Source organism: Phenylobacterium sp. FG114, from assembly GCF_057809855.1.
Genome location: NZ_JBMDKU010000013.1, coordinates 58613 through 71319, shown reverse-complemented (window position 1 = coordinate 71319; position 12707 = coordinate 58613). Strand labels below are relative to the sequence as shown.

Below are 12707 nucleotides of genomic sequence, written 5' to 3'. Positions count from 1 at the left end.
CCTGCGGATCGCGGCCCGTTCCATTGGGTAGCACGTCGCACTGGGGGGCTTTTGCACATGCCGCGGACTTTCCATCAGCTTCTCCTGGCCACGCCCGCCGTGGCCGCCATGGCCTTCGCCGCCACGCCGGCCGCCGCCGCGCCGGACGTCGTGAATTTCGACATCGCGGCCCAGCCGATGCAGGGCGCCTTGAACGCGTTGTCGGCGCAGTCCGGAGTGCGGCTGCTCTATCCTTATGACCGCGTCTCAGGGCTGACCTCGCGGGGCGTGCGCGGCCGGATGGCGACGCGTGAGGCGCTGGGCCAGATCATCGCCGGCTCGCCGCTGCGCGTGGCCATGGCGGAGAAGGACCTGATCGCGCTCGCGGCGTCGGCGCCGCCGGCCGCTGGCCTGATCAAGACAGCCTCGGCCGGACCGGTCTTCGCCGCCGCTGTAACGGCGCAGGACGCGGGGGCCGGCGGCGCGCCACCCGCCGCCGAGCCGCAGGACCTCGAGGCGGTGGTCGTGACCGGCGTGCGCGGCGTAGCCCGCACGGTGATGGAAAGCCCGACGCCGATCGACGCCTTCACCTCGGCCGACTTGGAGAAGTCAGGCCGCGCGGGCGTCTTCCAGGCGCTGCAGACCCTGGCGCCGTCGTTCAACCTGCCGTTCCGTGCCGGCGGCGGCACCTCGACCATCATCGCCACGGGCGGCTTGCGCGGGCTGAACCCGGACCAAACCCTTGTGCTGGTCAACGGCAAGCGTCGCCACAAGACCTCGCTGATCAACGCTGTGTCGTCGCTCTACAACGGCTCGGTCCCTGCCGACCTGGACATGATCCCGACCGCCTCGATCGAGCGGATCGAGGTGCTGCGTGACGGCGCGGCGGCCCAGTACGGTTCGGACGCCATCGCCGGCGTCATCAACATCATCCTGAAGGGCGACACCGACGCCGGCCAGCTCAGCGCCACCTACGGCCTGAATTTCGACCGCAAGGACGGCGACCTCACGCAGTACGCCTTCAACAAGGGCTTCCAGTTCGGCGACGCCGGGTTCGTGAACGTGTCGGTGAACTACAAGGATCAGCGGCTGTCGAACCGCGCCTATCGCATCGCTCCGAACGTCCAGCTCTTCCCGCGTCTGGCGGGCGGCGTGCCCGACCCGCGCGAGGCGACCATCGACCGACTGGTGACCCTGAACTACGGCCAGCTGCCGCAGACCAACACCACGGTCGGCCTCAATGGCGGCTACGACTTCGGCGAGGTCGAGGTCTACGGCTTCGGCACCTGGTCCAAGCGCGAGTCCGACCTGCCGTTCACCTATCGGACGCCCAACAACGTCAACACGACGCCCCAGCTCTATCCTTTGGGCTTTCGCCCGAACGAGGTGGTCAACGAGGACGACTACGAGTTCACCGGCGGCGTGAAGGGCGCGCTGGGCGGCTGGGATTGGGATCTGTCGACCGGCTACGGCAAGAACAAGGCTGTCCTGCACACCTCGAACACCGAGAACGCCAGCCTCGGCCCGGCCAGCCCGACGACGTTCTACGTCGGCACGCTGCAATCCGACGAGCTCACCAGCAACCTCGACGTGACCCGCGGCTTCGACCTGGGCTCATCCCAGCTGCAGGTGTCGTTCGGCGGCCAATACCGGCGCGAAGGCTACAAGATCCTGGCCGGCGAGCCCGCCAGCTACGCCGAGGGACTGTACCGTGCACCGCCCGGCCAGCCGTTCGCCGGCGTGGCGCCGCAGACCGGCGCCCAGGCCACGCCGGGCTTCCGCCCCGCCGACGCCAGCAGCAGCCACCGCAACTCCAAGGCCATCTATGGAGAACTGGGTTGGGATGCGACCGAGCGGCTCTTCATCGGCGCGGCGGCCCGCTACGAGGACTACAGCGACAGTTCGGGCGACACCCTGACCGGCAAGCTGACCGGCCGCTACGAGGTCACGGACTGGCTCTCGATCCGCGGCGCGATCAGCAACGGCTTCCGCGCCCCGGGCCTGGCCCAGCAGCACTATGCGGCCACCTCCAGCCAGTTCCGGACCGTGAACGGCGTGCAGAACCAGCTGCTGCTGATCAAGACCCTGCCGGTCAACGCCCCCGAGGCCGTCGCCCTGGGCGCCAAGCCGCTGACCCCGGAAAAGTCCAAGAACATCTCGGGCGGCGTCACGCTGCAGCCGGCGCCCGGCCTCGACATCACCATCGACGGTTACCAGATCGAGGTGGACAACCGGATCGCCATCACCAGCACCCTAACGGGCGCAGCGGTAAGCAACATCCTGATCTCCAAGGGCCTCTCGGGCGACCTGTCGGCGCAGTACTATACCAACGCCATCGACACGCGGACCCGCGGCATCGATGTGGTGGCCACCTATCGCTACGACCTGGGCGACTGGGGCCGGCTGCGGGCCAACGCCGGGTTCAACTACGGCAAGACCAAGATCACCGACATCATCCCGAATCCGCCGGAGCTCACGGCCCTGGGCCCGACGTTCGTGCTTTTCGGGCGGGGCAGCCAGGGCTTCCTCACCACCTCGTTCCCCAAGAGCAAGGTGGCGCTGGGCCTCAACTGGGACTGGAACCGGCTGAACGTGAACCTGCGCTCGACGCGCTACGGGAAGTACACCGTGGTCGCCGATCTCGTGGCGCAGGACCGCAGCTTCGGCGCGAAATGGATCACGGACCTCGAGGTCAGCTACAAGGTGCGCGACGACCTCACGGTCGCCGCCGGCGCCAACAACCTGTTCAACGAGTACCCGGACAAGAACGGCACCTACAACGCCGCGCTGGGCAGCGGCCAGTTCCCCGGCACCTCGCCGTTCGGGTTCACAGGCGGCTCCTGGTACGCCCGACTGCAATACACCTTCTGAGAACTGTCACCGCGTAGGGGAGGGACGGCGTGTACCTGGCCAGGAATCTGTTGGCTGCGGCCGGATTGGCGGCGGCTCTCCTCGCGACCCCGGCAGGGGCGGCCCCGCCGCCCGTCAAGGGCGAGATCCTCTACGACACCTATGGTGTCCCGCACATCTACGGGAAGGACGAGGCCTCGGTCTTCTACGGCTTCGGCTACGCCACCGTGCAGAACCACGGCAATGTCGTGGTGAAGCTGTATGGCCAGGCCCGCGGCCGCGCCGCCGAGTACTGGGGCCCGGGCGAGATCGAAAACGATAAGTGGACGATCGCAAACGGAATCTATGAGCGAGCCAAGGCATGGTACGCCAAGGAGCCCGCCAGCTTCCGCGCCAACCTGGACGCCTTCGCCGCTGGCATGAACGCCTACGCCAAGGCCCATCCCGAGAAGCTGGACCCGTCGGTGCTGCAGGTCTTTCCGATCAGCGGCGTGGACGTGATGGCGCACGCCCATCGCCTGATGAACTACGTCTATGTGGCGCCGCAGGCGCGCACTATGGGCGGCAACGGCGAGGCTGGCTCGAACGCGTGGGCGGTGATGCCGAAGAAGTCGGCGAGCGGACACACCCTGCTGCTGGCCAACCCGCACCTGCCCTGGGCGCCCAGCCAGCTCACCTATTTCGAGGCCGACCTGAACGGGCCGGGCTTCAAGATGTATGGCGCCACCCAGGTCGGCCTGCCGGTGCTGCGCTTCATGTTCAACGACCGGATGGGCTTCACCAACACGGTCAACGGCATCCTGGGCGCCACCAATTACGAGCTCAAGCTGGCCGACGGCGGCTATCTCTACGACGGCAAGGTGCGGCCCTTCGAGACGAAGACGACCACCTTCAAGGTGAAGCAGCCTGACGGTTCGCTGAAGACGCAGACGCTGGAGCTGCGCACCTCGGTGCATGGGCCGGTATTCACCCGCATGGACGGGAAGACCGTGGCGGTGCGCGTCGCGGGCCTGGATCGGCCCGGTGGGGTTCGCCAGTACTGGGACATGGGCAAGGCGAAGAACTTCGCCGAGTACCAGGCGATCATGAAGCGCCTGCAGGTGCCGTCCTTCAACATCGTCTACGGCGACAAGGAAGGGCACATCCAGTACCTGCACAACGGCATCCTGCCGAAGCATGCGGACGGCGATGTCGTGAAGTGGGGTGGGCTTGTCCCAGGCGACACCTCGGCCACGCTTTGGACCGAGACGCATCCGTACGACGATCTGCCGAAGGTCGTCGACCCGGCCACGGGCTATGTGCAGAACACCAACGACCCGCCGTGGGTGGCGACCTATCCGCAGACGATCTTCCCCAAGGATTATCCGGCCTATGTGGCTCGGCCGGGTCCGATGTCGCTCCGCGCCCAGCAGTCGTCGCACCTGATGGCGGACGCGCCGAAGATCACCTTCGACGACTTCGTGGCGAAGAAGCTCACCAACCACGTCCTGATGACCGACCGGGTGCTGGACGAACTGCTGGCCGCGGCCGCGCAGAGCACCGACCCCGAGGTCACCGAGGCCGCGGAGGTGCTCAAGGCCTGGGACCGGACGGTCGACGCGAAGGCGACGGGCGCCCTGCTGTTCGAGGCCTGGGCGCGGAAGTTCGCCGGTCCAAACTACATCAGCGACGCCAACTATCGCGTGCGCTGGGACCCCGCGAAGCCGATCGACACGCCGCAGGGCCTGAAGGACCCGGCCCAGGCGGTGGCGATGCTGAAGGCGGCGGCGCTGGAGGCGAAGGCCAGCTACGGCGCGCTGGACCGTCCCTTCGGCGAGGTGTCGCGCTTCGCTCTGAACGACGTCGACCTGCCCGGCAACGGCGGGTTCGGCAACACAGGCGTGTTCCACGTCATCACCTGGAGCCCGCTGAAGGACGGCAAGCGCACGCCCGTCCACGGCGAGACCTGGGTGTCGATGGTGGAGTTCTCCACCCCGATCAAGGCGCTGGGCCTGATGAGCTACGGCAACTCGACTCAGCCAGGTTCGCCCCACCGGAGCGACCAGCTGGAGCAGCTGTCGAAGAAGACCTACCGCACGCTCTGGACGACCCGCGCCGAGGTCGAAAAGCACGTGGAAGAACGGGTCGCGTACTGAGTTCGAGGAGATGACCATGCCCCGCCGCACCAAGGCCGCGGTCCTCGCGGGCGCCGCAGTGATGCTCATGGCCGCCGCACCGTCCGAGCCGGCGTTCGCGCCTGTGCAGCCCGAATTGCTCGGCATGCCAGGATCGTTGTCCAACGCCTGGGCCGACTTCGACAACGATGGCGATCTGGACCTGGCCGTGTCGCTGAAGAGCGGCGAGATCCGACTCTACCGTAACGACAAGGGCGTGCTGACGAGCGTCGGCGGCGCGATGGGCCTGCCGCCCACGGGCTACGAGTTCCGGGCGCTGGACTGGGGCGATTACGATGGTGACGGCTGGATCGACCTGATGGCCGGCGCGACGCAGCCGGACAAGCTCAGCGCGCTGTTCCACAACGAGGGCGGCAAGAGGTTCGTGGACGTCGCGGCCGAGGTCGGCCTGACCGTGCCGGGCCGCTCATCGCGCCAGAACAACTGGATCGACTACGACAACGACGGCGACCTGGATCTCTACGCCACCAACCGGATGGGGCCGAACAAGCTGTTCCGCAACGACGGCGGCAAGTTCGTGCAGGTCTTCGCCGAGGGCGGCCCCACGGTGTTCCGCTCGACCGTCGGCTCCTGCTGGCTGGACTATGACAAGGATGGCGACCTGGACCTGTTCCTGGCCAACCAGTCGGGGAAGGCCGACAGCCTGTACCGCAACGATGGAACGGGCTTCGTCGACGTGGCGCCGCAACTGGGCATGGACAAGCCTGCCCGCGGCCCCGAGGACGGCGGCGTCGGCTGCGCGGTCGGCGACTACGACAACGACGGCAACCTGGACATCTTCGTCCCGAACTACGGTCACAACACCCTGTGGAAGGGCGACGGGAAGGGCGGCTTCACCAATGTGGCCGCGGCCATGGGCGTGGGCGTCGAGAACCACGCGGTGGGCGCCGCCTGGGGCGACTACGACAATGACGGCTACCTGGACCTCTCGGTGATGTCTTATGAGGGGCCGGCCGGCCAGCAGACGCCCAAGGACGCGCTGTTCCACAACGACGGCGGCAAGGGCTTCACCAACGTCCTGAAGCCCGGGGGCGCGTTGGACGCCGGCGATCACGGGGTCACCTGGGTCGATTACGACCAGGACGGTGCGGTCGATCTGTCGGTGACCCGCGGCTACAGCCCGGTGGGCGGCCACTTCCTGTTCCGCAACCTGCTCCCGAAGGCCAAGGCGCGGCAGAGCCTGCAGGTGACCGTGCTCGACGCTAAGGGGCGTTTCACGCAGCAGGGCGCGGAGGTCCGGGTGTACGGGGCTGGCGGCAAGCTGCTGGGCACAGGGCAGGTCTCGACCGGCGGCGGCTACGGCGCGCTGGGTGCGACGCCGGTGCACTTCGGGCTCCCGGGCGCCTCGAAGGTGACCGTCGAGGTGACGTTCATGAGCGCCACCGGCCGCAAGACACAGAAAATCTCGAACGTCGACGTGAAGGCCTATGCCGGCCAGGCGCTGGTGGTGAAGCGGGCGTCCTAAAACTTAGCTCAGGTGGAAAGTTTTCGTTGCGTGCGGCGCTGCGATGGTGACACTTAGCCAAAGTGGAAACCATCGAGGCGCGCCGTGGCCCTGACCCTCTATTCGCATCCCCTGTCGTCCTATTGCTGGAAAGTGCTGATCGCCCTCTATGAGAACGGCGCGCCGTTCGAGGCGAAGATCGTCAATCTCGGCGATCCGGCAGAGCGCGCGGCCTACGCAGAACTGTGGCCGACCGCGAAGATCCCACTGCTCGTCGACGGCGAGCGGGTCGTGCCCGAAACGTCGATCCAGATGGAATACATCGACAGCCGCCACCCTGGGGATGCGGTCCTGCTGCCCCGCGACGCGGACGCACAGCTGGAGGCCAGGCTCTGGGATCGGCTGTTCGACAGCTATGTCATGCGGCCGATGATGGATCACATCGAGCAACTTCTGCGGCCCCCCGAGCAGCGCGACGCGCACACGCTGAAGGAATCCGTGGAGCGCTTGAAGCAGGGCTACGACCTGGTGGAGAGCCGGATCGGCGATCGGCCCTGGGCGGCGGGCGAGACCTTCAGCATAGCCGACTGCGCCGCGGCGCCATCGCTGTTCTACGCCTCGACGATCCGGCCGTTCGGGCCCGAGCACCCGAAGCTCGCCGCCTATTTCGAGCGCCTGATGGCGCGCCCCTCGGTGGCGCGAACGATCGCCGAGGCCAGGCCGGTGTTCCAGTTCTACCCGCTCGCCGAGAAGATTCCGGCAAGGTTCCGCGGGGAGTCCGTCGATGCGGGTTGAAGCTCCGGAGGCCAGCCGGCTGGACGCGTTGTTCGTCGCGCTGGCCGACGGCGGACGCCGCGCGATGATCGACCAGCTCAGCACCGGGCCGGCCTCCGTATCGGATCTGGCGCGGCCGCTGGAGATCGCCTTGCCGTCGGCGCTGAAGCATCTGGCGGTGCTGGAGGCGGGCGGCGTGGTGCGGTCTGAGAAGGTGGGCCGCGTGCGCACCTATAGTCTGGCGCCGGAGGCTTTCAGCGGACTCGAGAGCTGGGTGGCCGAGCGCAAGGCGCAGTGGGGCCGGCAGTTCGACCGCCTGGAGCGGTTCCTTGACGGAGGCGATGCATGACCCGGTCGGCCGAGCATACGAGCTTCGTTCTGGAGCGGCGGTTCAAGGCCTCGCCGGCGCGGGTGTTCCACGCGTGGACCGATCCGGACGCGAAGCGCCGATGGAACGACTGCCACGCGGAGGTGGGCACGCTGGAGTACACATTCGACACCCGCGTCGGCGGCCATGAGATCCACCGCGCGATCCTGCCGGATGGCCGCGAGCAGACCGTCGACAAGGTGTTCCTGGAGATCGTGCCCGACGCGCGGATCCTGTTCGCCTATACGATGGAGGCGGCCGGCCGCAGCCTGTCGGCCTCGTTGGTGACGGCGGAGTTCCATGCCGACGGGACCGGCACGCGGCTCGTGCTGACCGAACAGCTCGCGTACCTCGATGGCCACTTCGACCTCGACCAGCGTCGGGGAGGCACCGAGGAGGGCCTGGACCGGCTGGCCGCGCAGGTGGACGGCGCCTAGACTGACCTTACGGAGAGCCTCCTAGCCTGCTCGCAACACGACAGAAAAGTCTGCGGGAGGATGTCAGATGGTGGATCTCACGAACGCTTCAGCCCTGGTGACCGGCGGCGCAGGCGGCTTCGGCAGCGCCACGGCGCGCCGGCTGGCCCAACGCGGCGCCAAGGTGGTCATCGCCGATGTGCACGAGGAGCGTGGCCAGGCGTTGGCCAAGGAGCTCGGGAACGGTTCGGTCTTCGTCCACACCGATATCCTGGATGAGACGTCGATCGAGAAGGCGGTGAAGACGGCGGTCGACCTAGCGCCGCTGCGCGCGGCGGTGGTCGTGCATGGCGGGCCGCCGGCGCCCGGAGCCACGGGCCCCGCCCGGACGGTCAACCGCGAGGGTAAGCGCCTGCCGCTCTTCCAGTTCGCCCACACCGTGAACGTCTACCTGAACAGCGCCTTCGCCGTGACCAGCCAAGCCGCGGAAGCCATGGCCGCCAACGAGCCGTTGGCGTCGAACCAACGCGGCGTCGTCATCAACACCGCCTCGATCGCCGGCTACGAAGGCCAGCCGGGGCAGGCCGGATATTCCGCCGCCAAGGGCGGGATCATCGGCATGACCTTGACCATCGCGCGCGACCTGGCGCCGTTGGGCATCCGCGCCGTGGCCATCGCCCCCGGCACCTTCCTGACCCTCGCCTATTCCTCGCGGATGACCGACGAACAGGCCCAGGCCCACTGGGGTCCGATGGTGCCCAATCCCAAGCGCATGGGGGACCCCGACGAATACGCCATCCTGGCGGCCCACATCGTCGAGAACGACTTCCTCAACGGGACGACCATCCGGCTAGACGGCGCGCAGCGGTTCTGACCATGACCGAGAACCTGTTTGACCTCTCGGGCAAGGTGGCGCTGGTCACCGGCGGCAGCCGTGGCCTGGGGCTGCAGATGGTACGGGCGTTCGCTGGGAACGGCGCCGACGTGATCGTCACCAGCCGCAAGCTGGACGCCTGCGAGGCCGCCGCCGCCGAAGTGCGCGCGATGGGCCGCCAGGCCATGGCGTACGCGGCCCACGCGGCCAAGTGGGACGAGATCGACGGGTTGATCGAGGCGGCCTACGCCCGGTTCGGCCGTATCGACATCCTGGTGAACAACGCCGGCATGTCGCCCGCCGTGCCCAGCCACGAGGTCACCGAGAGCCTGTTCGACAGCGTGCTGGGCCTGAACTTCAAGGGGCCGTTCCGCCTGGCCAGCCAGGTGGCGCACAGGATGAAGCAGGCCGGCGGCGGGGTGATCATCAACATCTCCTCGAGCGGCGCGCTGATGCCCTTGCCGGCGGTGATCCCGTACTCGGGCGCCAAGGCGGCGCTGAACGCCATGACGGTATCGATGGCTCGCGAGTATGGGCCCGAGGTGCGGGTCAACACCATCTCGGCCGGACCCTTCCTGACCGACATCTCCAAGGCCTGGACCGAGGAAGCACGCGAGCGGGCCAACAACGCGCTGGGCCGCCCCGGCCGGCCGGAGGAGGTGGTGACGTCGGCCCTGTACTTGGCCAGCCCGGCGTCGTCCTTCACCACGGGCGCGATCCTAAGGGTGGACGGCGGGCAGTAGGCAGTCTTCCGATTTCCGCATGGGTGACGCTCGGGCGGTAGGGATTCTCTCGGCGAGGGGATGAGACCACCTTCCGCTGCATCGGCGCGACGCCAACCGGCCCGCGCCTGCAACGGAAACGGAGTCCATCATGAGCCCTCAGCAAAAGGTCGCCGTCGTTACCGGCGCCTCTCAAGGCATCGGGGCCGCCCTGGGCCAGGCCTATCGCGACGCCGGCTATCGCGTCGTCGCCACTTCGCGCTCGATCCAGCTATCGGACGATCCGGACGTCCTGGTCGTCGCCGGCGACATCAGCGAACCCAAGTTGGCGGAGCGGGTGATCCGAGACGCCATCGAAAGGTCTGGCCGCGTCGACACCCTGGTCAACAACGCCGGCATCTTCACCGTCGCCCGGTTCCAGGATCGGCGGGTGGTCCGAGAGATAGCTCGGCGCCGCTGCGATCACCCGGCGGCGGCGGGCGCCCCTGACGCCTGAAGTCGAGTCAGGGCGCGTCCTCAAAGACCCTCGAGAGCGGCGGCGCCACGTCTTCCAGCGCCCGCCGCTCGGCGGCCACCGCGAACAGTCGCGCCAGCAGGCCCGCGATCAGCATCAGGCCGCCGCCCAAGAGGTAGCCCAGCATCACCCGCCGCGGCTCTCCGGTGTCGATGAGCGCGCCGAACAGAGCCGGCCCGCCGACGCCGCCGACCAGGGTGCCGAAGGCGTAGAACAGGGAGATGGTCACGGCGCGGATCTCCAGCGGGAAGCTCTCGCCGATCGTCAGGTAGGCCGCGCTAGCGCCGGCCGAGGCGAAGAAGAAGATCACCGTCCAGGCGGCCGTCTGCGTGGTCGCCGTGAGCCAGCCCTCGGCGAAGGCCCAGCCGGTCACGCAGAGAAGCAAGCCGGCGATCCCGTAGGTCAGGCCGATCATGGTGCGCCGGCCGATGCTGTCGAAGAGCCGCCCGAGCAGCAGGGGCCCCAGGAAGTTGCCGGCGGCGAAGGGCAGGATGAACCAGCCGATGGCCGCGGAGCCGACGCCATAGAACCGCGTCAGGATCATCGCATAGGTGAAGAAGATCGCATTGTAGCAGAACGCCTGGGTGGCCATCAGCACGACGCAGAGCCCCGTGCGCTGGGGGTAGGCGACGAACAGGGTCCGCGCGATGTCTGACCAACGGGTCCGCATGGGCCGAAGCCGGATCTCGCTGAGCTCGTGATGCGGCGGCGTCGGCTGGCCCGTTCGCCGCGCCACGTCCGCCTCGATGCCCGCGATCACCGCCTCGGCCTCGGCGGCGCGCCCATGGGTCATGAGCCAGCGCGGGCTCTCGGGAATGAACCGGCGCAGCCAGATGATCACGAGCGCCAGCAAGCCACCGATGACGAAGGCGAGCCGCCACCCGACCGCCTGGTCGATCACCGCCGGATTCAGCACCACGAGGGACCCCATGGCGCCGATCGCGGCGCCCACCCAGAAGCTGCCGTTGATGGCGAGGTCGGTGTACCCGCGCCGACGCGCCGGAATGAGCTCCTGGATCGCCGAGTTGACCGCTCCGTATTCCCCTCCGATGCCTGCTCCGGTGATGAAGCGGAACAGCAGGAACGACCCAAAGTCCCAGGAGAAGCCGGTGGCGATGGTGGCCAGCAGGTATATCCCGATGGTCCAGGTGAAGAGCTTTCGCCGGCCGAAGTGGTCGGTCAAGCGCCCGAACAGAACCGCGCCGACCACGGCGCCGAGGATATAGGCGCTGCCGCTCAGGCCGATCTGGGTGGCGGTGAGATCAAGGCCGTCCCGACCGGCGATGGCGGGTGACAGGGCCCCGACCAGCGTCACCTCCAGCCCGTCGAGGATCCAGGTGATGCCAAGCGCCGCGACGACCAGCCAGTGGAACCGGCTCCACGGAAGACGGTCGAGTCGGGCAGGAATGCGGGTCGTGAAGGCGGGGTCGGAGGACGGCGTGGCCATGGGTCGTCTAACGCCGCGCACGCCAGAGCGATGCGCGGCGCCGGACACCGGCGTCTCACATCCCGGTCGGCATTCGCTCGAGGGCCGGCACTCGGGACGAGGCCTGTCCCAACTGGCGGCGCGGCCGGCGAAGACAGGCATCTGCGCCGACGGGCTGACGCCGCCTCACGGCTGTGCGGGCAATCTGTCCGCGGTCACGAGATCGAACGCCAGCCGGCGACCGCGCCGCATGGCCTCGAGATGAACGCGCTTGCCCGGACCGCCCTGTGCGACGTCGTGCTGCAAGGCCGCGGCGGTCGTCACCGGTCGACCGTCGATCGCGACGATCAGGTCTCCGCGCCAGAGGCCGGCGTTCTGCGCCGGGCCGCCGGGCTGGACATCAAAGACCAGCGCGCCTTGCCTCGGCATGCCCGCCCGCGCGGCTTCCGCCGGATCGATTTCGACGACCGTCGCGCCCAGCTGGCCGCGAGCGACGCGGCCGTGGGCCCGCAGCGCCGCGACGACCTCCGACGCCAGCGCGGCAGGGATGGCGAAGGCGATGCCGCGCGCGCCCTGCTCGGTGTCGAGGATGCCGGTGTTCACACCCACCACGCGGCCTTGCGTGTCGAAGGCCGGGCCGCCGGAGTTGCCGTGGTTGATCGGAGCATCGATCTGCATGAATCGCACCCACGGCTGGCCCACGTCGCGGTCGAACGCCGAGACGATCCCCGCGGTCGCCGTGCCGCCCAGGCCGAACGGGCTGCCGATGGCGATCACCCAATCGCCGACTTGCGGCGGGTCCGCGGCGGAGAAACGGACGAACGGCGCATCGGTCACCCCGACCTTCAGGAGAGCGAGGTCGGTGGGAGAGTCCCGGCCGACCAGCGTGGCCGGAAGCTGCCGACGATCGTGGAGTGTGACGCGGACCGGACCGCCCGCGCTGATCACATGGTCGTTGGTGACGATGTAACCGTCGGCCGAGACGAAGAACCCGGATCCCATCGCCTTCGGCTTCGTCCCCTCGGGACGTCCCAAGACCGCCACCGACACGACCGCGGGGAGCACCTGCTTCACGATAGGTGAGAACGAGGCCGGCCCCGCGGCCGGGACGGGGGTGGGCGCTGACGAGGTCGGCGGGGGCCGAGGGGGTTGGCGCGGAGGCGCGCC

The 12707-nt window shown here is 68.5% G+C and carries 11 protein-coding genes; 9 read left to right on the top strand and 2 right to left on the bottom strand.

What is annotated here, in order from left to right:
* Nucleotides 1-57 precede the first annotated feature (57 nt).
* The 9 genes from ACODSY_RS20025 to ACODSY_RS19985 all read left to right on the top strand — a co-directional run bounded on the left by ACODSY_RS20025 (nt 58) and on the right by ACODSY_RS19985 (nt 10096).
* On the top strand, nt 58-2850 hold the full coding sequence (locus ACODSY_RS20025) for a TonB-dependent receptor plug domain-containing protein (RefSeq protein WP_488953650.1): 2793 nt from the start codon (nt 58-60) through the stop codon (nt 2848-2850).
* 29 nt (nt 2851-2879) lie between these two features.
* Entirely contained in the window at nt 2880-4964 is a 2085-nt protein-coding gene (locus ACODSY_RS20020) for an acylase (RefSeq protein WP_488953649.1), read from the top strand.
* A 16-nt stretch (nt 4965-4980) separates the two neighbouring features.
* Nucleotides 4981-6468: a CRTAC1 family protein gene (locus tag ACODSY_RS20015; RefSeq protein WP_488953648.1), complete on the top strand. Its 1488-nt coding sequence runs from the start codon at nt 4981-4983 to the stop codon at nt 6466-6468.
* 84 nt (nt 6469-6552) lie between these two features.
* Nucleotides 6553-7242, top strand: a complete 690-nt coding sequence (locus ACODSY_RS20010; protein WP_488953647.1) for a glutathione S-transferase family protein — start codon at nt 6553-6555, stop codon at nt 7240-7242.
* Nucleotides 7232-7570, top strand: a complete 339-nt coding sequence (locus ACODSY_RS20005) for an ArsR/SmtB family transcription factor (RefSeq protein WP_488953646.1) — start codon at nt 7232-7234, stop codon at nt 7568-7570. Before ACODSY_RS20010 ends, ACODSY_RS20005 begins: the two co-directional genes overlap by 11 nt.
* Nucleotides 7567-8025, top strand: a complete 459-nt coding sequence (locus ACODSY_RS20000; RefSeq protein WP_488953645.1) for an SRPBCC family protein — start codon at nt 7567-7569, stop codon at nt 8023-8025. The genes ACODSY_RS20005 and ACODSY_RS20000 overlap by 4 nt, the downstream gene beginning before the upstream one ends.
* Nucleotides 8026-8092: 67 nt before the next feature.
* A complete protein-coding gene (locus ACODSY_RS19995; protein ID WP_488953644.1) occupies nt 8093-8878 on the top strand; it encodes an SDR family NAD(P)-dependent oxidoreductase in 786 nt (261 codons plus the stop codon).
* Nucleotides 8879-8880: 2 nt separating this feature from the next.
* Nucleotides 8881-9621, top strand: coding sequence for an SDR family NAD(P)-dependent oxidoreductase (locus ACODSY_RS19990; protein WP_488953643.1), 741 nt, complete (start codon nt 8881-8883; stop codon nt 9619-9621).
* Between the two features lie 130 nt (nt 9622-9751).
* Entirely contained in the window at nt 9752-10096 is a 345-nt protein-coding gene (locus ACODSY_RS19985; protein ID WP_488953642.1) for an SDR family oxidoreductase, read from the top strand.
* A 7-nt stretch (nt 10097-10103) separates the two neighbouring features.
* Here ACODSY_RS19985 and ACODSY_RS19980 read toward each other — a convergent pair whose 3' ends face one another.
* Together ACODSY_RS19980 and ACODSY_RS19975 are read right to left on the bottom strand one after the other, a co-directional pair.
* The gene (locus tag ACODSY_RS19980) at nt 10104-11561 is read right to left on the bottom strand and encodes an MFS transporter (protein ID WP_488953641.1); all 1458 of its coding nucleotides are present in this window, start codon (nt 11559-11561) and stop codon (nt 10104-10106) included.
* A 165-nt stretch (nt 11562-11726) separates the two neighbouring features.
* On the bottom strand, nt 11727-12614 hold the full coding sequence (locus ACODSY_RS19975) for a S1C family serine protease (RefSeq protein WP_488953640.1): 888 nt from the start codon (nt 12612-12614) through the stop codon (nt 11727-11729).
* Nucleotides 12615-12707: the final 93 nt, after the last annotated feature.

Coding starts and splice junctions, on each gene's coding strand:
- ACODSY_RS20025 (WP_488953650.1), top strand. CDS start 58: ATGCCGCGGACTTTCCATCAGCTTCTCCTGGCCACGCCCGCCGTGGCC.
- ACODSY_RS20015 (WP_488953648.1), top strand. CDS start 4,981: ATGCCCCGCCGCACCAAGGCCGCGGTCCTCGCGGGCGCCGCAGTGATG.
- ACODSY_RS20005 (WP_488953646.1), top strand. CDS start 7,232: ATGCGGGTTGAAGCTCCGGAGGCCAGCCGGCTGGACGCGTTGTTCGTC.
- ACODSY_RS20000 (WP_488953645.1), top strand. CDS start 7,567: ATGACCCGGTCGGCCGAGCATACGAGCTTCGTTCTGGAGCGGCGGTTC.
- ACODSY_RS19995 (WP_488953644.1), top strand. CDS start 8,093: ATGGTGGATCTCACGAACGCTTCAGCCCTGGTGACCGGCGGCGCAGGC.
- ACODSY_RS19990 (WP_488953643.1), top strand. CDS start 8,881: ATGACCGAGAACCTGTTTGACCTCTCGGGCAAGGTGGCGCTGGTCACC.
- ACODSY_RS19985 (WP_488953642.1), top strand. CDS start 9,752: ATGAGCCCTCAGCAAAAGGTCGCCGTCGTTACCGGCGCCTCTCAAGGC.
- ACODSY_RS19980 (WP_488953641.1), bottom strand. CDS start 11,561: ATGGCCACGCCGTCCTCCGACCCCGCCTTCACGACCCGCATTCCTGCC.